At 61.8% G+C, this 23,417-nt stretch carries 21 protein-coding genes; 9 read left to right on the top strand and 12 right to left on the bottom strand.

The window, feature by feature from the left end; genetic code table 11:
- Nucleotides 1-42: 42 nt before the first annotated feature.
- Nucleotides 43-1,539: a sodium:solute symporter family protein gene (locus CYJ07_RS17250; protein ID WP_104204960.1), complete on the bottom strand. Its 1,497-nt coding sequence runs from the start codon at nucleotides 1,537-1,539 to the stop codon at nucleotides 43-45.
- Nucleotides 1,540-1,541: 2 nt separating this feature from the next.
- Entirely contained in the window at nucleotides 1,542-1,736 is a 195-nt protein-coding gene (locus CYJ07_RS17245) for a hypothetical protein (RefSeq protein WP_104204959.1), read from the bottom strand.
- Between the two features lie 150 nt (nucleotides 1,737-1,886).
- Here CYJ07_RS17245 and CYJ07_RS17240 point away from each other — a divergent pair, with 150 nt between their 5' ends.
- Nucleotides 1,887-3,911, top strand: a complete 2,025-nt coding sequence (locus tag CYJ07_RS17240) for a CocE/NonD family hydrolase (RefSeq protein WP_104204958.1) — start codon at nucleotides 1,887-1,889, stop codon at nucleotides 3,909-3,911.
- 16 nt (nucleotides 3,912-3,927) lie between these two features.
- On the opposite strand, the gene CYJ07_RS17235 is transcribed toward CYJ07_RS17240, so the two are convergent.
- From CYJ07_RS17235 to CYJ07_RS17200, 8 genes are all read right to left on the bottom strand, one after another.
- Nucleotides 3,928-4,968, bottom strand: a complete 1,041-nt coding sequence (locus tag CYJ07_RS17235) for an ABC transporter ATP-binding protein (RefSeq protein ID WP_104204957.1) — start codon at nucleotides 4,966-4,968, stop codon at nucleotides 3,928-3,930.
- Nucleotides 4,965-6,062, bottom strand: a complete 1,098-nt coding sequence (locus CYJ07_RS17230) for an ABC transporter ATP-binding protein (protein WP_231489678.1) — start codon at nucleotides 6,060-6,062, stop codon at nucleotides 4,965-4,967. Before CYJ07_RS17230 ends, CYJ07_RS17235 begins: the two co-directional genes overlap by 4 nt.
- Nucleotides 6,059-6,952, bottom strand: coding sequence for an ABC transporter permease (locus tag CYJ07_RS17225; protein ID WP_104204956.1), 894 nt, complete (start codon nucleotides 6,950-6,952; stop codon nucleotides 6,059-6,061). Before CYJ07_RS17225 ends, CYJ07_RS17230 begins: the two co-directional genes overlap by 4 nt.
- Complete coding sequence (locus CYJ07_RS17220; protein ID WP_104204955.1) at nucleotides 6,952-7,890, bottom strand: ABC transporter permease; 939 nt, start codon at nucleotides 7,888-7,890, stop codon at nucleotides 6,952-6,954. Before CYJ07_RS17220 ends, CYJ07_RS17225 begins: the two co-directional genes overlap by 1 nt.
- A 54-nt stretch (nucleotides 7,891-7,944) precedes the next feature.
- The gene (locus tag CYJ07_RS17215) at nucleotides 7,945-9,540 is read right to left on the bottom strand and encodes an ABC transporter substrate-binding protein (RefSeq protein WP_104204954.1); all 1,596 of its coding nucleotides are present in this window, start codon (nucleotides 9,538-9,540) and stop codon (nucleotides 7,945-7,947) included.
- Between the two features lie 317 nt (nucleotides 9,541-9,857).
- Nucleotides 9,858-10,823, bottom strand: coding sequence for a zinc-binding metallopeptidase family protein (locus CYJ07_RS17210; RefSeq protein ID WP_104204953.1), 966 nt, complete (start codon nucleotides 10,821-10,823; stop codon nucleotides 9,858-9,860).
- A 449-nt stretch (nucleotides 10,824-11,272) separates the two neighbouring features.
- Nucleotides 11,273-11,695: a GH36-type glycosyl hydrolase domain-containing protein gene (locus CYJ07_RS20915; RefSeq protein ID WP_422666974.1), complete on the bottom strand. Its 423-nt coding sequence runs from the start codon at nucleotides 11,693-11,695 to the stop codon at nucleotides 11,273-11,275.
- A gap of 489 nt (nucleotides 11,696-12,184) precedes the next feature.
- Nucleotides 12,185-12,805, bottom strand: coding sequence for a Crp/Fnr family transcriptional regulator (locus CYJ07_RS17200; protein WP_231489677.1), 621 nt, complete (start codon nucleotides 12,803-12,805; stop codon nucleotides 12,185-12,187).
- Between the two features lie 701 nt (nucleotides 12,806-13,506).
- Between CYJ07_RS17200 and CYJ07_RS17195 the strand changes: the two genes are divergently transcribed.
- From CYJ07_RS17195 to CYJ07_RS17160, 8 genes are all read left to right on the top strand, one after another.
- A complete protein-coding gene (locus CYJ07_RS17195; protein ID WP_231489676.1) occupies nucleotides 13,507-14,358 on the top strand; it encodes a DctP family TRAP transporter solute-binding subunit in 852 nt (283 codons plus the stop codon).
- A 63-nt stretch (nucleotides 14,359-14,421) separates the two neighbouring features.
- Complete coding sequence (locus CYJ07_RS17190; RefSeq protein ID WP_104204949.1) at nucleotides 14,422-14,934, top strand: TRAP transporter small permease; 513 nt, start codon at nucleotides 14,422-14,424, stop codon at nucleotides 14,932-14,934.
- Between the two features lie 2 nt (nucleotides 14,935-14,936).
- Complete coding sequence (locus CYJ07_RS17185) at nucleotides 14,937-16,205, top strand: TRAP transporter large permease (RefSeq protein WP_104204948.1); 1,269 nt, start codon at nucleotides 14,937-14,939, stop codon at nucleotides 16,203-16,205.
- Nucleotides 16,206-16,226: 21 nt separating this feature from the next.
- Nucleotides 16,227-17,000, top strand: a complete 774-nt coding sequence (locus tag CYJ07_RS17180; protein ID WP_104204947.1) for an SDR family oxidoreductase — start codon at nucleotides 16,227-16,229, stop codon at nucleotides 16,998-17,000.
- A gap of 18 nt (nucleotides 17,001-17,018) precedes the next feature.
- Entirely contained in the window at nucleotides 17,019-17,954 is a 936-nt protein-coding gene (locus tag CYJ07_RS17175; RefSeq protein ID WP_104204946.1) for a 3-hydroxyacyl-CoA dehydrogenase, read from the top strand.
- 25 nt (nucleotides 17,955-17,979) lie between these two features.
- Nucleotides 17,980-18,912 carry a 3,5-dioxohexanoate:acetyl-CoA acetone transferase gene (gene kce, locus CYJ07_RS17170; RefSeq protein ID WP_104204945.1) on the top strand — a complete coding sequence of 311 codons (933 nt, stop codon included), beginning with the start codon at nucleotides 17,980-17,982 and terminating at the stop codon, nucleotides 18,910-18,912.
- A 109-nt stretch (nucleotides 18,913-19,021) separates the two neighbouring features.
- Nucleotides 19,022-20,200 carry a LacI family DNA-binding transcriptional regulator gene (locus CYJ07_RS17165; protein WP_231489675.1) on the top strand — a complete coding sequence of 393 codons (1,179 nt, stop codon included), beginning with the start codon at nucleotides 19,022-19,024 and terminating at the stop codon, nucleotides 20,198-20,200.
- Nucleotides 20,201-20,282: 82 nt separating this feature from the next.
- Nucleotides 20,283-20,528 carry a hypothetical protein gene (locus CYJ07_RS17160; protein WP_104204944.1) on the top strand — a complete coding sequence of 82 codons (246 nt, stop codon included), beginning with the start codon at nucleotides 20,283-20,285 and terminating at the stop codon, nucleotides 20,526-20,528.
- Nucleotides 20,529-20,536: 8 nt separating this feature from the next.
- On the opposite strand, the gene CYJ07_RS17155 is transcribed toward CYJ07_RS17160, so the two are convergent.
- The gene (locus tag CYJ07_RS17155; RefSeq protein ID WP_104204943.1) at nucleotides 20,537-22,612 is read right to left on the bottom strand and encodes a 2Fe-2S iron-sulfur cluster-binding protein; all 2,076 of its coding nucleotides are present in this window, start codon (nucleotides 22,610-22,612) and stop codon (nucleotides 20,537-20,539) included.
- Between the two features lie 29 nt (nucleotides 22,613-22,641).
- Nucleotides 22,642-23,301, bottom strand: coding sequence for a glutathione S-transferase family protein (locus CYJ07_RS17150; RefSeq protein WP_104204942.1), 660 nt, complete (start codon nucleotides 23,299-23,301; stop codon nucleotides 22,642-22,644).
- Between the last annotated feature and the right edge of the window lie 116 nt (nucleotides 23,302-23,417).

The raw sequence follows: 23,417 nt of genomic DNA, 5'->3' as shown, positions 1-23,417 counted from the left end.
CCTTCCGTTTGCGTGATCGGTGAGCGTGCGTATCCTGTCAGGCTAGCGCTCGGTACGCCCCGCGACCACCCGCGGCGGCCGCTCCAGGCTCTGGGAGACGACGGACAGAAACGAGTCCGCCGCGGCATGAGGCGGCCGGCTCGCCAGACTCCCGCCGACGAAGCTCACGCTCGCGACGACGATGCCCCACACGCCCGCCGGCAGCCCCAGGAAGCGATTGCCGATGGCATAGACGAACAGCACGAAGGCGCTGGTGACGAGGACACTGACCAGCACGCCGAGCGCGGTGCCACGCCGCCAGAAGAAAGTGCCCACGATAGCCGGCACCACGGCGACGAGCCCAGCCGATGCGGCCACCGACAGCACCGCGATCATGCTCAGCTGCAGTTCGGCGAAGCCCAGCGCCAGCAGCGCGATGACCGGTATGACCCACTTGCCGACCGCGAGCTGGCGCGTCTCGCTGCTGCCCGGCTTCAGGTTGCCGTAGACATCGCGGGCGACCATCGAGGAGAGCGTGAGCATGATCGAATCGATGGTAGAAACGGCCGCCGCCAGGATGCCGATCATCACGATTACCCCCAGCAGGGGCGGCACGTGGCCGGAGGTCAACAGCGAAGGCGTGGCCAGGTCGGCGTTGTCGAGTCCTGGAAAGGCGACGACGGCGGATAGCCCCCACAGCACCGACACCAGGGTGTAGATGAAGCCGAACACCAGGAAACCGAGCAGCATCTGGCGCATCGCCGAGAGCGACGCCGGCATGAACAGGCGCTGGCTGACCTGGGGATTGGAGAGACTGAAGAAGAACCAGGGAACGGTCAGCCCCAGGAAGGTGATGAAAGTGAACATCCCCTCCCCTGGCACCACCAGCATCTCGGGGCGCTCCGTGGCCAGCGTGTCGAACAGCGCCTTGAACCCGCCAAGCCCCTGGATGACCAGGTAGGTGACCAGGGTAGAGGCGACGATCATCATGATCGCCTGCAGCGAGTCGGTCCACATCACCGACCGAATTCCGGCGATGTAGGAGAAGAACAGTGCGAGTGCCGTGGCGAGCAGCACGCCGGCGGTGAACGGCACCGCGCCCTGGGTGGTGCCCTGGAGCAGGTAGCCGATCCCGGCGAGCTGCACCGCCGCGTAGGGAATCAGGAACAGGCAGTTGGAGAGCGCCACCACGATCGCCACCGCCCGGCTATCGTAGCGTCGTCCCAGCATCTCGCTCGGCGTGACGAAGCCGAACGCCTTGCCCACGGCCCAGAAGCGCGGCCCGAACACCGCCACCAGCGAGACTCCGGCGAAATAGACGATCTCGAACCCCAGGGCGCCGACGCCGCCGGCGTAGGTCAGCCCCGCCAGCCCCACCATCATGAAGGCGCTGTAGGTGGTCGCGCTGTAGCTGAGCGCGGAGACGAAGCCGTTCATCTGGCGGTTGCCGAGGAAATAGCCCGACATATCCTGCGACTTGCCCTGGCGCGACAGCACGGCGATGACGCTGGCAATCACCAGGTAGCCCGCGATGGCCCACCACACGAGAGACTCGGTCATGGTCAACGATCCTTGAAATCGCGGGTGATGAAGGTGTTCAACACGATCACGGCCAACCCCGCCAGCGTCCAGAACAGGAAGCTGCCGTACCAGCGCGCCACGTCAGTGAGCAGTACGTAGGGCACCGCGTAGCACAGCGCGACCACGCCCCATACCAGCCAGATTCCTTTGCTCCTGAATCCCTTGTGCCTTTGCATACGCCTCCCTTTCGTATCGAATCGGCAGCCACGCCTTCAGCCTAGATGATGGCGAGCGGTACGTTGGGTTTGCCCCTGTGGCTTCGTCCTACACTGTTGCGTAATCCCTTTTTCATTCCCCGACCAAGGGCGCACACAGAGCCAGCCGTCATGCAAATCGTCAGCGAGTACCCGCATGCCGTCGAGCGGCACGATCTTGTCTGGATTCCCATGCGCGATGGGGTCCACCTCTGCGCGCGCCTGTGGCTGCCGAGCGAGGCGCATGGAACGCCGGTGCCGGCCATTCTCGAGTACATCCCCTACCGCCTGCGCGACGGCACCGTACTGCGAGATGCCATGCACCACCACTACTTCGCTGGGCACGGCTATGCATCGCTGCGCGTGGATCTGCGCGGCAGCGGCGAGTCGGAAGGCGTGCTGCGCGACGAATACCTGGAGCAGGAACTGGCCGATGGCGAGGATATCCTGGCCTGGATGGCCGACCAGCCGTGGTGCGATGGCAACGTCGGCATGATCGGCATCTCCTGGGGCGGCTTCAACGGCCTGCAGCTTGCGGAGCGACGCCCCAAGCCGCTCAAGGCCGTGGTCAGCGTCTGTTCCACCGACGATCGTTATGCCGACGATGTGCACTACATGGGAGGCTGCCTGCTGGGCGACAATCTCTCCTGGGCCTCGACCATGTTCGCCCTCAACTCGCTGCCGCCGGACCCCGCGGTAGTCGGCGAACGCTGGCGCGAGATGTGGCGCGAGCGCCTGGAGGGCTGCGGCCTGTGGCTGTCGACCTGGCTCGAGCACCCCCATCGCGACGCCTATTGGCAGCACGGCTCGATCTGCGAGAACTTCGCCGGCGTACAGGCCCCGGTGCTCGCGGTGAGCGGTTGGGCCGACGGCTACTCCAACGCGGTGCCGCGCCTGGTGGAAAAGTTACCGGGAACCTGCAAGGGGTTGATAGGCCCTTGGAGCCATAAGTACCCCCACCTGGGTCAACCCGGCCCGGCCATCGGTTTTCTCCAGGAGTGTCTGCGCTGGTGGAACCACTGGCTCAAGGGGGAAGCCTGCGGCGTCGAGCGGGACCCGGCGCTGCGCGTATGGATGCAGGACAGCATGCCGCCAGCGGCCCGCTTCGAACAGCGCCCCGGACGATGGGTCGCCGAGCCGACCTGGCCCTCGGCGCATATTACGCCTTGGCGGCTGCCGCTGGCGCCGGGGCGGCTGTGCTTGGATGACCACTCCCCGAGCGAGCAGAGCGCCCTGACGGTGCAGTCGCCCCTCTCCTGCGGCCTGTACGCAGGCAAGTGGTGCTCCTACGCGGCCGGCCCCGACCTGCCCCTCGACCAACGCGAGGAGGACGGCGGCTCGCTGGTCTTCGATTCGCCGCCTCTCGACGAGACGCTGGAGATCCTGGGTCAGCCCCGGGTTGAGCTGGCACTGTCGGCCGACCGGCCCGTGGCCCAGGTTGCCGTGCGCCTGTGCGACGTGGCGCCTGACGGCAGGTCGACGCGAATCACTTACGGACTTTTCAATCTGACCCATCGGGACAGCCATGCTGCCCCATCGCCGCTGGAACCTGGCCAGACCTACCGGGTCAGCGTGACGATGAACGACGTCGCCCAGGCCTTTCCTGCCGGCCACCGGATCCGGCTATCCCTCTCCAGCTCGTACTGGCCCCTGGCCTGGCCGGCTCCCGAGCCGGTACAACTGACGATCCAGGTCCGGAACAGCGCGCTGGTCTTGCCGGTGCGTCCGCTGCGCCCGGAGGACGCCGAGCTGAGGCCCTTCGACGAGCCACAGGGGGCACCGCCTCCCATCAGTACACCGCTCGAGCCGGCAACGCACCGCTGGGACATTCGGCGCGAGCTTGAGAGCGACACCGCGACGCTGGAAGTGATCGATGATTCGGGTTCCCTGCAGTTGGACGAGACCGGCATGACGACCCGCACCCGAGCAGAAGAGCGCTACAGCTCACGCGGCCAGGATTTCGAGTCCATCCGCGGCGAAACGCATTGGGAGTGCAAGCGTCGCCGCGGCGATTGGCAGATCCGCACCGTGACTCGCACGGTGCTCACCGCCAATGCACGACGCTTTCTCCTCCGTGCCAGCCTGGAAGCCTTCGAGGGAGAGCGTCAGGTCTACTACCGGACTTGGGACTGCACCATTCCGCGCCAGCTGGTCTAGTTGCGCAACGGCCTTCTCAACCGGGCCGGAAGGACCGGCCTGTGCCGTCCGCTCTGGAGCCGGTGTCATGCCCCTCTGGGGTATTCACGGGAAAATGACAGCGAAAGGTATGCCCCTCCTCTGCCGTGGTGACTTCCGGGTCCACCTGGCTGCAGTATTCCCGCGCCTTGGGGCAGCGGGTGTGGAACTCACACGCCTGGGGGCGCTGCATCAGGCTGGGGACGTCGCCCCGCGCTTCGATGCGTTCCAGTCTGGCATCGGGATCGGGCTCCGGATTGGCCGAGAGCAGCACCTCGGTATAGGGGTGGCGCGGGCGGTGAAACACCTCTTCCGTCGGCCCTTTCTCGACGAAGCGCCCCAAGTACATGACCGCCATCTCGTCCGATATATGGCGTACCACATTGAGGTTGTGGGTAATGACCAACATGCCAATGCCAAGCTCTTCCTGTAAGCGAGCCAGCAGATTGATGACTTCGCCCTGCACCGAGACATCGAGCCCCGCTGTCGGCTCATCGGCGATGATCAGCCGTGGATCGAGGGCAAGTGCCCTCGCCACCCCTACGCGGCGCGCCTGGCCACCGGAGAGCTGATGCGGGAAGCGCTGGGCGAAATCCTCGCTGAGGCCCACCATCTCCAAAAGCCGCTTGGCCTCGGCATCCACGTTTCGGTCGCGTATGCCGTGCACCTGGAAGGGCTCGGTGATCAGTGAACGCACGGTCAGCCGAGGGGAAAGCGACCCGACCGGATCCTGAAACATCATGGCCATATCGCGGCGATAGGGCTTGTAAGCCCGCTGCGAGAGGCCGCTCAGTTCCTGTCCGTCGAATCGGATCGATCCGGAGTGAGCCGGATTGAGACCCATGAGGGTACGCGCAATGGTCGACTTGCCCGAGCCGCTCTCTCCCACCAGCCCCAGCGTTTCGCCAGGTCGCACCTGGAAGGAGACGTCACACACTGCATCGATGTAGGGATCGGACGTACGTGTCGCCAGGGCGCGCAGCATCCCCATGCTGCGAAAGCGAACCTTGAGGTTTTCGACTTCCAGCAGGGCACTCATGAACGGCTTTCCTCCTCGTTGCCACCCTTCATAAGGTGTCCTTCTTCTATGTCGCGACTCTCTTCAGCCGGGTCACGCAGGTGGCAACGCGCGGTATGCGCGGCCTCGGTATCGATACGCCCGGTAGCAACATCGTACTGGGGAGGATGCTCCTCATGGCAGCGGTCAAAGACATAGGGGCAGCGTGTCTTGAAGATGCACCCCTTGGGCACCCGGTTGAGCAAGTTGGGGACGTTGCCCGGGATCGTCGGCAGGCGGCGCGTCTTCTCGCGAATACGCCCCGGGTCGCACTGCAGCAGTGCCTGGGTATAGGGGTGGCCGGGTTTGTGGAAAATGTCTCGCACACTGCCGCGCTCGACCACTTCGCCGGCGTACATGACGACGACGTCATCGCACAGTTCCGCCACGGTTCCCAGGTGGTGGGAGACGAAGAGAATGGAGCACCCAAGCTCATTCTGCAGCCGCTGCAACAGATCGATGATCTGTACTTCCATCGTCGCATCCAGCGCCGTGGTCGGCTCATCGGCCAACAAGAGCGCGGGTTCGACCAGCATCGCCATGGCAATGCAGATCCGCTGGCGCATGCCTCCCGAAAACTGATGAGGATAGTTCCGGATCCGGCTCTCCGGATCGGGAATGCCCACCCGGCCCAGCGCTTCGATCGCCCGACGGCGCTTCTCTTCCTTGGGGGCGCTGTCGCGATACTGGATGTCGATCATGTGATCGCCCACCGTCAGCACTCGGTTCAGCGATGTCATCGGGTCCTGGAAGATCATCGACATGCGCTGCCCGCGGATGTCACGCATCTGGCGCGGCGTCAGCCTGAGCAGATCCTGGCCATCGAGAAAGATTTCTCCTTGGGTGATGAGGGCATTCTCGGCCAGCAGCCGAATGATGGCGTAAGCCAGCGTCGACTTGCCGCTGCCGCTCTCCCCGACCACGCCGACGATTCGCCCCTTGGGCACTGTCAGGGAAATATCGCGCAGCGCATGGATTCTTCCCTTGGGGCTGCCGAAATCCAGTGACAGGTTGCGGACCTCAAGTAGCGTGTCCGCATCTTGATTCGGTGTCATCGCCCGAGAGGCCTGAGTCATAGATCCTTCCTCAGCTTGGGATCGAAGATATCCCGCAGCGCCTCGCCCAGGAAGGTGAAGCCCAGCGTCGTCAGGATGATGGGGATACCGCCGGCGATAACCGGCCACGGTGAATTCTGGATGTAGTTGTAGCCATTGTTGAGGATCGTGCCCCAGGAGGGCGTCGGCGGCCTGACCCCCATGCCCAGGAAGCTGAGCCCCGCCTCCAGGGCGATGACCAACGGCACATCCATGCTGGCCAGGATCAGCAGCGGCCCGATGACGTTGGGGAGGATATGCACACCGAGAATGCGCCCGGTTCCCGCCCCCATGGCGCGTTCGGCGAGGACGTACTCATGATCCCGTAGGGCTTGCGTCTGCGTACGCACCACCCGGGCATAGACGGGTATGGAAGTTATCGCCACGACGAAGACTACCGTGAACAGGCTCGGCCCCAGCAGGGTCACGACGGCCAGAGCAAAGATGATCACCGGAAAGGCCCGCACCGAGTCGAGCACCAACAGCAGACCGTTATCCAGCCAGCGAGGGCCAAAGCCGGCAATCAGCCCGAGCAATAACCCCAACGATAGCGCCGCGGTAAGCGAGGCCAGCGCCACGATCAGGGCCACTTGCCCGCCCATGATCACTCGCGAGAAGGTATCCCGGCCCAACTGGTCCGTGCCCATCAAGTTCTGCCACGACGGCGGCCCAAGGCGCGGCCCAACCATGACCTGGGTCGGATCATAGGGAACGATGAAATCCGCCAGCAGTGCACTGCCTACCATCAGAACAACGAGAAAGAGTCCCAGCAGGCCCAGAGGGTTCTTGCACAGTTGGCGCCAGTGTTGGACCCAGGCGCTGGGTTCGCTGGCCTGACGCGCTTCGCTGCGAGTCGTATCGGTGGCTGACATCACAGACTCTCCCGTACCCGCGGATCCAGCGCCGCATTGATCAGATCGGAAAGCGTGGTGGAAATCACGAACAGTGCGGTGGTGACCAAGACCGTACCCATGACCACGGGATAGTTGCGTGTCCCGACCGCGTTGACGATCAGTGCCCCCAGGCCCGGCCTGGCAAAGACTACTTCCGCGAAGACCGCTGCCGACAACAGATGGGCCATCCCCACCCCGAGTACCGTAACGGTGGGCAGAATGGCCAGTCTCAGCGCGTAGCGCAGAATGATGCGACGCTCCGGCAGCCCGAAGGCACGGGCCATCCGCACATGACTTTCACCGAGCACCTCCAGCATCGAGGCCCTGACGATGCGCGAAATGTACCCGACCCAGCCTACGCCGACGGCAAAAGCGGGAAGAATCAAGTGCCTGACGCCATCCCAGAAGCCCTCTCCCGCGCCAATTGCCGGCAACCAGCCAAGCAGCACGGCAAAGATGAGCAAGGCATATACCGCCATGACGAAGGAGGGAATCGCGATCGTTCCCACCGAGAACACACCGATGAACTTGTCGATGAGCGAATTGCGCCGGATCGCCGAATAGCAGCCCAGCGGAATGCCGACCAACGCGGCCCAGGTAATCGACGTCAGAATCAGCACGATCGTGTACGGCATCTCACCGAAGACGATCTGGCTGACAGGCCGCTGGGTAAAGACATCCGTGCCCATGTCGCCCCGCACCACATCGGCGAAGAAACCGACGATCTGCACGGGAAGCGGCCTGTCGAGCCCCATGGTTTCGTGCAGCAGGGCTCGTTGCTCTGGTGTCGCCCTTGGCCCCAGCATGATGGAGGCCGGGTCGCCAGGCACGGCATGGATCATGACGAACAGCAAGGTGACGGCAAGCACCACGATGGCGACGGCCAGCACCAGCCGCCTGATGAGATACAGCAGCATGAGCGAACCCTTCGGAGGCCGGCAATAAAGGGCGCCATCAAGGCGCCCAGTGGATCAGACGGGATCGAAGAACCGGAACAGCGGGCGTCCGTCGGGCCTCGTTGCCGGCGTCATGACCGACTCACGGTAAACAAAAGGTGATCCTTCATGCGTCAGGAAGCGATAGGCGCCGGACTCTTCCAGCAAGTCCTGCATTTCCCGGTACATCTCCGCACGCTCCTCCTCGTCCTGCACCGTGACGGCTTCGGCGTTGAGTTCGTCGAAGCGTTCGTTGCAGAAACGCTCCCAGTTCCAGTTGCCCACCTGCTCGCAGGTAAAGAACGTAGTGGCGTAGTAAGGGTCCGGCACCATCGAGAAGCGCTGGAGGATAAGCTCCATGTCCTGCCAGCGGTCACCTTCGGACTCCATGCCTATCGACCAGAACGACCCGGGATCCTGGACATCGATCTCCAGGGTGATGCCTATCTGGCCTAACTGGGCCTGAAGCATCTCGGCCATGGCGGTAAACTTGGATTCGTTGAGCACGTCGATACGCAGCGAAATGCCTTCGGCGCCCGCCTCGCGCAAATATTCCCGCGCTTTTTCCAGGTCCCCCTCCGGAGGGATGAGCGCCTGCTCCCGATGCCCTACCAGGCCCGGTGCTACCATGCCGGTCGCCACCTCCGCCTGGCCGAAGTAGCCCACTTCCAGCAACTGCGGTACGTTGATCGCCCATTGCACCGCGCGACGGACGTTGATGTCCTGCAGCTTAGGGTTCTCCGTGTTCATCCCGACATAGACGTAGTACAGCGAGGGACGCTCTTCGATGACGGTATCCTGCGGAGGGTTGCTCTTGAACTCATCCAGCGTGGACAGACTGATGTGCGTAAAATCGAGATCGCCGGAACGGTAGGCGGTTTCCGCCGTTCTGGGATCGCCGATGGGCAAAATACGAATTTCATCGAAGCCGGGTTTCGGCCCTGTCCACTCCGGATTCCGCTTGAGGATCACCACCTGGTTGGGCCGCCATTCATCGAGAATATATGGACCGGAGAAACTCGGCGGCTCCATGCCAAAATCGCCGCCATCCTCCGTTGCTTCCAGCACCGCTTTCTTCGAGACGATATGGCCCACACCATAAGGTAGCGTCACATTCCATAAGGGTTCAAAAGGTGATTTAAGTACGATCACTCCTGTGTAATCGTCTTCCACTTCGACATGATCCAACGGCCCCCAGTCATCCTTGACGGGGGAGTTATGTTCTATCACCCTCTCGAAAGAGAACTTGACGTCCTCTGCGGTCATCTCTCCGTAGCCGCCGGTAAACATGATGCCTTCACGCAGCTTGAACCGAATATGCGTCGGATCGACCTGCTCTATCCACTCCGCAGCTTGTAGTTCCGTCTCCCATTCCGAACCAGGCTTATAATGTATCAGCTTGGAATAAATGCAATTCATTACATCCACGTTATAAGCATTCTGATAAAATCCGGGATCCAGCTTGTTTATATCCGCATAGGAACGAACCCGAAGAATCCCACCTTTCGAACTTTCCTGTGCCCATATGGCCTGTGACAAAGACATGCCAGAAGCCATGATCCCGGCGGTTGTCATGGCAGAAACTTGAAGAAATTCGCGGCGATTGAGAGAATAACCTTTTCTGCTTTTCATGAGATCGTCCTTGCGTATTAATTATTTAACGTCACGCATGACTCACAATGAGCAATCTGTTTAACAGAATAATATGGCTATTAAGCTTTAGCACACGACCTTGATGTGCGCAATTCATCCAGCAACTGACGAAGAACTTTGGCTGCCAACACGAGCAGGAGCAAGTTTTATCTTATATTGCTACATCAGACTATTCGCAACCAAAAGAAACCCTGGGCTCTTAAGAAGCATTGATTTTTAAAGAAACTTCTAATGCCAATAGAGCAATACAGGCAGGTTTCGACACTCCCTGAACTCAACCCCTTGGCAGCACCGCGTCAACGCCCTTGCGCACCTCGGCGAAGCCAATCATGCACGAAGGCAAGTTTCTCGAGCGCGGCATCCGACAGCACGAAGGGGTAGAGGTCCGAAAGCCCCATGGAGCGATTGACGTGATTGACGCCGACGGTGATGGACGCCGCGACATGAATCAGGCGCATGGCATCCGGTTCCGAATAGGGGTCCCAGCCCGAGCTCGGCAGCTCCGGTGAGGACAGATCCGCCGCTACGAAGCTGTCGGCGATATCGGTTAGATGCAGCAGGTGCGCCGCGGTCTCGGCCCAGTCCTCGTGCGGATGCGCGGAGGCGTAGGTCGTCAGGAAGCGCTGTCTCCAGTCGGGCGGCGGACCATCCTGATAATGCCGCTGGAGCGCGGTGGGATAATCCTCGCGTTCATCGCCGAACATGGCACGGAAGGCGTCGAGGAAATCATCGCGAAGGCTGAGCCGCCACCAGAGCATATGCGAGATTTCGTGGCGCATGTGACCGATCATGGTGCGGTAGGGCTCGTCCAGTGCCTGGCGCCGGGTTGTGCTCAGCACCGGGTCCGCCTCGGCCACGCTGATAGTAACCACACCGGCCACATGTCCCATGAGCACGGGCGTCGGGCCCTCGGCGAGCAGGTGGAAAACGGGGCGCGCGCCGGGATCCTCCGGCCGGAACCAATGCCAGCGGCCGAGATTGTCGATCGCCCAGCGCTTGGCGGCCTCGGTTTGCGCCCAGTTGGGTATGGCGCCGGGTATGGAGGGATCCGGGGCCAGCGCCGTCATGGCACAGGACCGACAGAAAGCCCCCTGTTCAGGAGCGATCCAGTTGCAGCCGATGACCTCCCGGTTGGCGCAGAAGGGAGGCATGGGCAGGAAAGCCCGCGCCTGCGGGTCATAGGCAACGGGGGTGCCGTCGGCGGTGGCTAGGTTGTCGAACCACAGCGAACCGGAACCAACAGGATTAGAAAAGACGCGCATATTAAAGATCTCCGTAACAGGTACCACTAGGACAAAGGATAGAATAAATGTCCGATTCTTTAAGGCGAGCGCCAAATTTTCTATCTTTCCGCTGCTAAACAACTGAAAATAAAGAAGAGCCCGGTCTCAAAAACACTTGGACCGGGCTCTCTAGCGCTGCGTATCCTTACTTTCCATCACGAGCATCCTACTCGTGCATCCTTGGCTTCTTAGAGCAGTCCGTGCTCATTCTTCCTTACGAAAAGCGTCCTTGCTCTACGTTACTCATAGTGACACGTATGCCTCAACTTAGATATGTTTTATTCACATTTATTTTTACGTATTTCTGCGAACAATGAGAGCGACAGTAGTTGTTATTTATTAATTCTGTAATCTCAACTTACGCTCAGAAAAAAAAGACGGAAAAACTTTAAAAAGAGAAGCTTTTTCTCATAGCGATAACCCCACACTTATGGACATACCTGCTTCATCGTCGTGGGTTGGGTATTTGGCAGAGCCAATGCCAGATGGTGCCAGGCGCCATCAAGCGGTACACGGACTTTCCTGGAGGATAACCGCTGATATAGCCTGGATCCCGCGCCAGCTGATCGAAGGGCGGCCAGAACAGCAAGACCCAGCCGGGATCGCGACGGATCAGCTCGCTCTTCAGCGAACGTATGGCGAGTGTGGTCCGAGCGGTTTGGCCGCACCGGACAATACCGCCCAGAATTGCGCAATCGAATCGATACGACATACTTCGCCCTCCCCCGGGTGCCGAGCCAGCTACCATCGTCGTAGGTCGCCCGCCGGTACCACTGGCCGTCCCAGGCATGCCGTTCAAGTGATTCGCGCAGCGAGACTGCGTGGGCTCGCCAGCGGTCGGTACGGGCCACAAGCACTATCCTGGTCGATGCGCGTTACCCGCTGGGGCAAGCGATCTTTCAACCAGGATCATGAGGAAAATTTCCGAATTTGTCGGTTCGCTAGCGCACACTCCCTTGCTAAATCGGGACGGAAAAAGGCGCTTAAGCGCGCTAGCGCACCGAACTTCCGGATAGGTTGGAGCAATATTGTTGAGTCGCCGTCATGCATTTCGCGGATGACGTCACCGAGGCCATCCCCATGAAAAATCCAATTTATCAGCGCGTTACCACCAGTACCCCAAGGGATTCACGCCCCCTCATCTCGCGTCGTCTCGACCGCGAGCCGATCGCTTTCAGTACGTTCAAGTACCTCCATATTGCCCCCTGCGCTGGCCAGAGCATGTCATTGCAAGCGGCTCGCGGGGACGATGAGCTCATGAGCATGGATCCCAACCTAACCCAAGCTTGAAGGACCTGGCGGGTCTATGCCCGCCATTTCCGCAGGAAACGTTGCTTGGGTCAGGGCGTGACCTTGCTATACGGCATCAGGCGATCACTCTCCTTCTTGACCACGGCGTAACACTCGCAGCTGAGCTGCTCCAATCGGGCCCTGTCGAGCACCGTAATGTGCCCGCGTCGATATTCGATCACACCCAGCTTGTGCAGTTTGCCGGCCGCCTCGGTGACCCCCTCGCGACGCACCCCCAGCATGTTGGCAATCAGTTCCTGGGTCATGTCCAGCTGATTGCCTGGCAGCCGGTCCATGGATAGCAGCAGCCAGCGACACAGCTGTTGATCGATCGAGTGGTGACGGTTGCATACCGCCGTTTGTGCCATTTGCGTGATCAGTGCCTGGGTATAGCACAACAGCAGGTGAAGCATTTCCCCATGACGATTGAACTCCTCCTTGAGCTGACTCACCGGCAGCCGCAGTGCATGGCCGGCGCCCTGTACGATCGCCCGGCTGGTGGTGCTTTCTCCGCCCATGAAGACGGCGATACCCACCAGGCCTTCGTTACCTACTACAGCAATTTCCGCGGATGCTCCGCTCTCGGTCACGTAGAGCAGCGATACGATGGAGTCGATGGGAAAATAGACATGGCTCAGCGCGCCGCCCGCCTCGTGCAGTACCTGGCCCAAGGATAAGTGCACCGGCTCAAGGAGCGAGGCTAGCCGTTCCTTGACCTCTCCTGGTAGAGCAGCCAGCAAATGATTTTGCTCATGAGAAAGATTCTCCACGCACTTCCCCTTCAACAGTGGCTCCATACGGTACCACCTCCAAGCCTCCTCGATTCGCTTATCCAAGCTCTGGCCGTTTGATTCGCCGTCAGTGCCATTACCCCGAAGCCCAAGGCTATCTGCCAAGCCATCAAGACCATCCGTCAGCTGCGGGGAACCCACGGCCCCATTGAGAATAGCCCACCGACAGCAGGCGTCGAGCGATCCGGCATACTGGTGAATACGTAACCAATTCTAATACCAAAGTATATTTCATTTCTTTTCAGTCGCTTGACGTGAGAAAGCCAGCGCATCACCGTCAGCTTGTTTGCATACGTATGCAGGCTCCTCTACAAAGGTTTGTGCATGCATTGCAAGACCTCGGCAAACGGCCCACGGCATTTCTTCAATGGCACGAGTCGATGAATAAGGACAAGACGGTCAACGATCCGTTGGCGACGAACTCAGGAGTTAACATGAAAGAGTCTCAGCTCAAGAAATTCGCGCTTACCACCATTGCCACGTCAGTTGCATTAGCTGTATCCACAGGAGCCTTGGCACAAGCTGAGCAAGTCATTGATGTGAGTCTTCCCCTTGGCCCTGAATCCCAGCAAGGTATCGGAGTGCTCAAGTTCGGCGAGGAGCTCGAGCGACTTTCAGATGGCCGCCTGACTATCGAACCCCACTATGACAATGCCCTTGGTGCGGAGCGCGAGGTCATAGAAGGCATGGGCTTCGGGATCATCGATGCCGGCATCGCCTCTACTGGCCCCATGGGTGGCTTTGTCGACCAGTTCCTGCTTTTCGACCTGCCCTATGTCTTCGAAAACCACGAACACGCCTATGCCTTTCTGGACAGCGAGCACGGCGAACAGCTGGCCCAGCTGGCCGAAGAGCAGATGAACGTGAAATTCCTGGCGTGGATGGAGAACGGCTTTCGCCACAATACCAACTCGGTACGCCCGCTCGAGCATCCCGACGACCTGGAAGGCATCAACCACCGTACCCAGGAGAGCCGGGTCCAGGTCGACACGTGGGAAGCATTGGGGGCCAACGCCACGCCCATGGCCTGGACCGAGGTCTATACCGCCCTCCAGCAAGGCGTGATGGATAGCCAGGAGAACCCCTTGGCCACCATCTACGACGTCAACTTCTACGAGGTTCAGGACTACCTGAACATGACCCAGCACGTCTACTCGCCGGCGCCGCTGATGATGAGCCTGGATCTCTTCAACTCCTTCAGCGAAGAAGACCAGGCCATCATCATGGAGGCGGCCCAAATCGCCCTGCCCGTCCAGCGAGAAGCCAGCCAAGAGCTCGAGCAACGCTACCTCGTGGAACTCGAAGAGCTGGGCATGACAGTGACCCACCCCGACCTGGAACCTTTCCGCGAAGCGGTACGTCCCGTCATCGACGAATGGGGTCCCACCGTCGGCGAGGACCTTGTCGACGCTGCCCTCAACTTCGAGTACTGAGCTTCCACGTCACCCGCAGGCGGCGATGCCCCTGCGGGTGCGACGCTGACGCACGAGGCAGTCATGAAGACATACCTATTGCTGGCCAACAGGGCCATCGATCAGTTCAACCGACTGATCGGCTGGGGACTTGCCGCACTCCTGCTGGTGATGACCGTGCTGATCTTCTGGCAAGTCTTCGCCCGATTCGTAATCGGCAAACCGCTGTATTTCTCCGACGAGATCGCCCGCTTCGCCATGCTCTGGCTCACCTTCGTCGGGGCCGGCTACGCCTACCGCAAGGGAACGCTGATCTCGGTGGATATCGTGCTGGAGTATGCCGGCAGCAAGTTCGCCTGCCTGCTGCGCATCGCCATTATCCTCTGCTCGGCTCTCTTCGCCTTCATCATGGTCAAGTACGGCCTCGACCTGGTGGAGCGCGTCTCTCGCCAGACCGCACCCAGCACTCGAATCTCGATGATGTGGCCTTACCTGGCGGTACCCGCTGGCGGCATCGTCATCCTGGTCAATAGCCTGGGGCTGCTGCTCGATGAAGCGCTCGGCAAGCCGCCCGTCCTGAAACAGGAGGCGAGCTGATCATGGCCCTGCTTCTGTTCCTGCTGCTGATCTCGCTGTTCATCATTGGCGTTCCTATCGCCTTCTCGCTCGGCCTGGCCTCCGCTGTCACCGTCTGGCATGGCGACTTGATGCCGATGCTGGTCATCGCCCAGCAACTCATCGCCTCGGTGAATTCTTTCCCGCTCATGGCGATTCCCTTCTTCATCCTGGCGGGCTACCTGATGCAAGGAGGCGGCATCTCCCAGCGTCTGGTCGATTTCTCCAACACCCTGGTCGGCAGCATGACGGGTGGCCTGGCAATGGTGGCCATCGTCACTTCGCTATTCTTCGCGGCCATTTCGGGCTCGGGCGCCGCCACCACCGCGGCGATCGGTTCCATCCTGATTCCCGCCATGCTGGCCAAGGGGTACCCCGGCGGCTACACGGCTGCCAACCAGGCCGCCTCCGGCGCCCTCGGCGTGATCATTCCGCCCAGTATCCCGCTGATCCTGTATGGCATCGCGGCCAACGTCTCCGTGGGCGACATGTTCATCGCCGGCATCCTGCCCGGCATTCTCGTCACCTTGACCTTGCTGGTCTTCGCCTATTTCTTCGCCAAGGCCAATGGCCTGGGCGGCAACGAAAAGAGCACATGGAAAGAGGTCTTCCAGGCAGGGCGCAAGGCCATACTCGCCATTCTTATGCCGGTCATCATTCTCGGTGGCATCTATGGCGGCATCTTCACCCCGACCGAAGCCGCGGTAATCGCAGTCGCCTACTCCTTCCTGGTCGGCTTCGTGATCTATCGGGAAATCAGGCTGGTCAGCCTGGTCGACATCTTGAAGCAGGCCGCGGTCACCACGGCCGTGGTGCTCAGCATCATCGGCGCTGCGGGGCTCTACGGCCGTATTCTGCAGAAGCTGAGGGTGCCGGACATGATCTCCCAGTTCGTGATTTCGGCGATCGACAGTCCACTGCTGTTCATCATCCTGGCGAACCTTCTGCTGCTGTTTGCCGGCATGTTCATCGAAGCCGCCGCCGCCATCCTGATCTTCGTGCCGATCCTGCTGCCCATCGCCATCAGCTTCGGCTTCGACCCCGTTCACTTCGGCATCATCATGGTGGTGAACCTGGCCATGGGCATGTTCACCCCACCGGTCGGCCTCAATCTCTTCGTGGCCTCACAGATCACCAACATCGGCATCGCGCGCCTCACTTGGGCCGTCATGCCCTTCGTTGGCATCGTCCTGATCAACCTGCTGATCATCAGCCTGCTGCCCTTCCTGTCCACCTGGCTGCCTTCGCTGTAAGCCCTTTCAAGGAGAGAACCCATGAACGTTGTCGAAAGCCTGTCGCCACGCCAAGGACTCCGAGTGCTGGTCACCGCCGGGGCCAACGGCATCGGCCTGGCCATCGCCCAGGCCTTCCGGGATGCGGGCGCTCGCGTGCACGTCTGCGATATCGATACCCAGGCCCTGGCCGCCCTGCCCGAGGGCATCACCCAGACCAGGGCCGACGTCAGCCAGGAGGCGGACCTCGATCGGCTATTCCAGGATGCCGCCCACCTGGGCGGGCTGGACGTGGTGGTGAACAACGCCGGCATCGCCGGCCCCACTGCCGGCATCGATGAGATCGATCACGAGAGCTGGACCCGTACCATCGACATCAACCTCAACGGTCAGTACCGGGTCGCCCACCGCGCCGCGCCGCTGCTGCGCGAGAGCCAGGGGCTGCTGATCAACCTGGCCTCGGTGGCCGGCCGCCTGGGCTTCGCCTACCGCACCCCCTACGCCGCCAGCAAGTGGGGCGTGGTGGGCCTGACCAAGAGCCTCGCCTGCGAGCTCGGCCCCGAAGGGGTGCGCGTCAATGCCATCCTGCCCGGCATCGTGCGGGGGCCTCGCATCGAGAAGGTCATCGAGGATCGCGCCGCCAAACGCGGGATCAGCTACGCCGAAATGGAGCAGGAAAACCTCGCCAAGATCTCCATGCGACGCATGGTCGAGCCTACCGACATCGCGGCCATGGCGCTGTTCCTGTCCGCCCCGGGCGGCGCCAACATCTCGGGGCAGGCGCTGAGCGTATGCGCCAATGTCGAGTCCCTGTGACCGGAATAGGAGTTCTCCATGTCAACCAAGATAGGTATCGTCGGCGCCGGCCTGATCGGCCGCGCTTGGGCCATCGTCTTCGCCCGGGCCGGCATGCGCGTTTCCCTCTACGACGTGGATGCCGACGTCCTGCCCAAGGCTCGGGAGGCCATCCGCCAGTCACTCGACGACCTGAAGCAGGCCAACCTAATCGAGGATGTGGAAGGCCCCTTGTCGCTTATCCGGACGGAGAGCAACCTGGCCCGCGCCATGGCAGGCGCAGAGTACATCCAGGAGTGCGGCCCCGAGAGCGTCGAGGCCAAGCGTCGCATATATTCCGACCTGGAAACGGTGGTCGCCGAGGATAGCGTGCTGGCCAGTTCCACCTCGGGCATCGCCGCCTCACGCTTCACCGATCACCTACGCCAGCCCGAGCGCTGCCTGGTCGCCCATCCGGTCAACCCACCCTATTTGATCCCGCTGGTCGAGATCGCCCCCACGCCTGCCACCTCGGAGGCGGCCGTGAGCCGCACCATGCATATCATGCAGCAGGCCCAGCAGGTACCGATCCTGGTCCGCAAGGAGATTCAGGGCTTCATCCTCAACCGCCTGCAGGGCGCCCTGCTCAACGAGGCGCTGCGCCTGTTTCGCGATGGCTACGTCTCCGCCGAAGACCTGGACAAAACCGTCAGGCACGGGCTCGGGCTGCGCTGGTCCTTCATGGGACCCTTCGAGACCATTGACCTCAATGCGCCATCGGGCGTGGTCGACTACGGCCAACGCTACGGCCCCCTGTACCGCGACGTAGACCGTCAACGCGGCGGCGACGACCCCTGGGATGAGGCGACGCTGACCGCCCTGGATCGGGAGCGCCGCGAGCGGCTCCCCTCCACCGATCTCGCCGAGCGCCAAGCCTGGCGCGACCGCCGGCTCATGGCGCTGATGGCCCATCAGCGCACTTTCTCCCCTTCCTGATCAGATCATCAAGAGAGACATCCCCATGGCTACCCAACGCAAGGTCATCATCACCTGCGCCGTGACCGGCGCCATCCATACCCCCTCCATGTCGCCACACTTGCCGGTCACCCCGGAGGAGATCGCCGAGGCCGGCATCGCCGCCGCCGAGGCGGGCGCCGCCATCCTGCATCTCCATGCCCGCGATCCGAACAACGGCAAGCCCACCCAGGATCCCGCCGTCTTCGAGCGTTTCCTCCCTCGCATCAAGACCTCTACCGACGCGGTCATCAACCTGACGACCGGGGGAAGCCCGCACATGACCGTGGAGGAGCGCATGCGGCCAGCCATGGAGTTCAAGCCGGAGCTCGCCTCGATGAACATGGGATCGATGAACTTCGGCCTGTTCCCCATGCTCAACCGCTACGACAGCTTCCAGCACGAGTGGGAGCGTGCCCACCTCGAGAACAGCCGCGACCTGGTGTTCAAGAACACGTTCGCCGACATCGAAACGGCCATGACCCTCGGGGCGGAGAACGGTACCCGCTTCGAATGCGAATGCTACGACATCGGCCATCTCTACAACCTTCGCAACCTGATGGATCGCGGCATCGTGGGTGGGCGCGTGTTCGTGCAGAGCGTGTTCGGCATCCTCGGCGGCATCGGCCCCCATCCGGAGGACGTGATGCACATGCGCCGCACCGCCGACCGGCTGTTCGGCGACGCTTACGAGTGGTCGGTGCTCGGCGCCGGCAGCAGCCAGATGCGTATCGCCGCGCAGTCCGCGGCCATGGGAGGCCATGTCCGCGTGGGTCTCGAGGATTCCCTGTGGCTCGCACCGGGCAAACTGGCCGAAAGCAATGCCAGCCAGGTGACCAAGGTGCGTGAAATTCTCGAAGGCCTCTCCTTCGAGGTAGCGACTCCCGACGAGGCACGCGAAATGTTGCAGCTGAAAGGCGCCGACAAGGTCGGCTTCTAATAAAGATCCATCTGGATCGTGAGGTCACCGTTTGGCCGGTTGCGGTGCTGCGCGGCGACAATGATCCGATCACAGTGGGGCGGAGGCAGCACTTCAGCATGGCTGTGTCGTGGATGCCCTCGCCCAGATCAGGAGAACCGACGAGGAAGTCCAGTCGGCGCTGGACAACTGCCGCATCCATGTGCAGAAGATCGCCCAGCGCCGCTCGCTGGAGCACATCGAGCCGACTTCACAGGCGGCCCCAGCCAACTCGACACTACGTGAATCGATGAAAAGAAAATCCGTTACCTCACGCGATGTCGCCAAGCTGGCCGGCGTCTCGCAATCCGCTGTCAGCCGCACCTTCTCTCCCAACGCCAAGGTTTCGGAGAGGACGCGCAAGAAGGTAATGGAAGCCTCACGCGAGCTGGGCTATCGACCGAATACGATAGCCCGCTCGCTCATTACCCGCTCGAGCCGCACCATCGCCGTGGTGACGTATAGCCTGCAGAACCCCTTCTACAGCTTCATGCTGGAGCAGGCCTCACGCTTCTTTCAGCAACAGGGCTACCACCTGCTGCTGTTCTTCGCCCCATCGAGTGGCGACTTCGATGCGGTACTCGACGACATCATCAGAAGCCAGGTGGAGGGCGTGCTCATGCTAGCCCTCACCATGAACGAACAGCAGGCACGCTTGGTGGCCGACTTCGGCATTCCCATGGTCATCATCAATCGCACCGTCAACGACTCGGGTATCAGCCAGGTCAGCAGCGACAACTTCCAGGGCGGATACTGGGCCGGCAGGTACCTGGCTTCGCTGGGGCACCGACGCATCGCCTATCTGGCAGGGCTGCCCGACTCCTCGACCGAGAAACAGCGTCGTTCCGGTTTTCTCGAAGGGTTGGCCTCGATGGAAGCCTCATGTCATGCAGTCGACGTCGGCAATTATCGCTACGAGGATGCTTGCCAGGCCACCCGTCGGCTATTCTCCGATTCGCATCCCCCCGACGCCCTCTTCGCGGCTAACGACCTCATGGCCATCGCCGCCATGGAGATCCTCCGCCACGAATACTGCATGAAGATTCCGAAGGACGTTTCGATCATCGGGTTTGACGACGTACCCATGGCCTCCTGGCCGAGCCATTCCCTAACCACCCTTCAACAGCCCGTGGACACCATGGTCATGCGTGCCACCGAGTTGCTGCTGGAACAGATCGCCCAGCCGGACACGCCGCCGGAGCACATCACGCTGCCAGTCACGCCGATGCTACGTAACAGCACGAGGCGTCAGAGCGATCCCCAACGATGAAAGGGCCAGAGCGCGGCCTGGCTCGCCAGGCCGCCGGCGTGCTGCTATGGGTTACGGTGACGACTTCAGGGAGGACAATGCGATGACCCAGCATGAAAGAACCGTGATGGCCTTCGACGACCAAGGCCGCGAGTACATGATCGACATCTTCGCTAACCCCCGCGAGCTGAGCGAAATGCAGCATGAAGGCGCCGTTCAAGGCACGCCCACCTTCCGTACCCATGACGGCCACGACGTGACCTACCTGGGCAACGGCGAATTCATGGTCATGGTGCCCGGCGAGGAAGGCGGGGTGACCGTCCGGACCGACGACTCCGAGTTCGTTTGACCCGGCATCTACTCGGTCAACCGAATGACTAAGGGTTCTTCAGCGGCGGGAACCGCGCAACACATCAGCACCTCGCCTTCAGCGGTCGCCGCCAGCGGCGGCACCGGGTAGTGCACCTCACCTGATACCAGGCGAAGCGCACAGCTCCCACAGCGCCCTACCCGGCAGCTGGACAGTGGCGCGAGTCCTGCCCGCTCGGCCAGGTCCAGCAAGGTGCCTTGCGCTGGCGTCCACTCGACGACGGCCTGCGCCTCGCGCGATTCATTCTGCCTCGTGGAGGCCGAGACGAACGTGACCCTGGCATGGGAAGGCAGCGCTTGTGGCGCAGCCGCTCCCGGCTCGGGCGCCTCGGATTCAAGCGAGCCGTGCCCAAAGAACTCAAAGTGCAAATGCTCAGGGGGCATACCGAGCGCCAGCAGTGCCGCGTACTGAGTTCGCATGAACCCCTCCGACCCACAGAGGTAGACGTGACTGCGGGTGATGTCCGGCAACCAGGCCGTGAGCGATGCCAGCGTCAGCCGTCCACGCGAGTGATGCGTCTTGCCCAGTGCATCCTCTGGCGTGGGGCGGGTGTAGGCGATATGCAGGTGCAACCAGGGGTGCCTGTCAGCCCACGCGTTCAGCATCTCCGCAAAGGCCTGTTCCCGCCCATTGCGCGCGCTGTGGATAAAGAATACCTCGCCAGGCGGCGCCTCTCCGGCATCGGCACGCTGCACCATGGCCTCCAGCATGGCGAGCATCGGGGTGATGCCCACGCCGGACGACACCAGCACGATGGCGTTCGAACGCTCGCGCAGCACGAAGTCTCCTGCCGGCGGTAGCGCCTCGAGCACGTCCCCCACCGCATACTCGTCATGCAGGAGGCGTGAAACCGTTCCGTGCGCTTCGCGCTTGACCGAAATCCGATAATGAGACGCCCGCTCATGCCATGCCCCGGATAGGCTGTAACTGCGCGTCAGCGTGGCCTGCTCGCCATGCCCGGCCCTGGCAAGACGCACGGTGAGAAACTGTCCGGCCGTATAGAGCGCCAGCGGGAGGTCATCCGTGGCCAGCGGTTCGAGATAGAAGGAAGTGATGACGTCGCTCTCCCTGACCTTGTCGGCAATCCGCAGGCGGCGATAGGCGTTTCCGGCAGCCTCCTTGGGCCAGCCCCCTGTCTGCGCCAGCGAGGGGGAACGTTCAATCAGCCGCCCGTGTGGAGGCAGGGCGTTTTCGACATGCCAGACCTGCTCCGGCACGACGTCCACGATGCGCTCGGCCCCCTCGACCAAAGACGCACGCCGAGGGTCCCAGTCGACCCGCCCACATCCTTTCAGCACCAGGGCTTGCCCGGTCACGAAATCGGGAATGAAAAGGCTGACCCGCGGGTCCTGTTCGATGTTGCCGAGGGTATTGAAGAAACGATTCCCCGCGAAATCCGGGAACGACAGGCTGCCATCCGCATTGAGGTGCAAGAAACCCGGCTTGCCTCCGCGATGAGAGATATCCACGCCATGGTGAGAATCGCCCAGTTCGCCTGCCCGGGTGGCGATGAAGAACGTATCGGCCTGGGCCAGCATGGCCCTGCTGGCGCGAGAGCCGATCGAAACCTGTCGGGCAACGGGAGGCGCTTGCTGCCCCGCCTGCCAGTCCACCTCGCGTTGCTGTATGTACTGAGGGCAGTTGCCGAAGCTCTGATCGACCGAGACCCGAATGCCCTCGGCATCATGGGAACGCACTGTGCCGTTCAACCGATTGCGTCGACGGCTGGTCATCTCGAGCCCCAGCAGCCCCAGCCTTGCCCCGGGCTCCAGTGTGAGATCCAGAGCCTCCGCCAGCGGTGGCACCTTGCGAATCAGCAGCTCGCTCGACGTCGCCGTACATAGCTGCCCCGAGGCGCCATAGGTCACCACCGCCCACGGCCACCCCTGCCGGTCCAGCGCCCCCATGAACAGCACCGGCTGATTGCCAAAGAACTCAACATGCTGGTCGGGCATCGCGTCGCGCACATAGGCGGACACTCGATGCACATAGGTGTCGGGCACGCCGGCACGCTGCTGCACCCTGCGCTCGCCCTCATGGAACACCTGCCGGTTCGCTGCCATGGGATTCGCCTCCTGTCGCCGCCGTTCGATTACGCCAGTGCCGGGCTGCGCACCATGCCGACGAAACCGGGCTGCGCCTCGATGCGCTCGAGCCAGTCGAGAATGGCCGGATACTCCTTCAGGCTTACCCCACCCTCCGGGGCGTGGGCGATATAGCTGTAGCCCGCCACGTCCGCCAAGGTAATCGCGCTACCCGCCAGATACTCTTGTCGGCCGAGGTGCGTCTCCATCACCGAGAAGAGTGAATGCGCGCGAGCAATCGCCTGCTCATGATCCAGTGGCGCGTTGAAGAGCGTCACCAGCCGCGCGGCACAGGGCCCCGCGGCAATCTCCCCGGCAGCAACGGACAGCCAGCGCTGTACTTGCGCGGCAGCGATCGGCTCCGTGGGCAGCCAACGATCCTGCGCGTCATACCGTCGGGCCAGGTAGACCAGAATGGCATTGGAATCGCTGAGGAACTCGCCGTTGTCTTCGATCGCGGGCACCTGGCCGAACGGGCTGATCTTGAGAAACTCGGCCGACTTGTGCGCTCCGTTGGCCATATCGACATCGACCGTCTCATAGGGCAGTTCAAGCAGTGCGAGCATCAGCTCGATACGATGACAGTGGCCTGACTTGGGGTTACGAAACAGGCGGATCGGTGCGGCATCACGCGGAAAGCGCGGATTCAAGGGGGTGGGTGTCGGCATAGCAAAGACTCCTGCTGGTAGGTACATGACACGCCGTGAAGGGTCACGACGGCGAAACGTCACCAGACTAATCTTTGCGCCATACCACTAGAATCCTCACGATTTACAATTCATTA

The organism is Billgrantia saliphila (genome assembly GCF_002930105.1).
In the GTDB taxonomy this organism is placed as follows: domain Bacteria; phylum Pseudomonadota; class Gammaproteobacteria; order Pseudomonadales; family Halomonadaceae; genus Halomonas; species Halomonas saliphila.
Note: the sequence above shows the minus strand (reverse complement) of the source record. Positions and strands in the feature narration are given on the sequence as shown.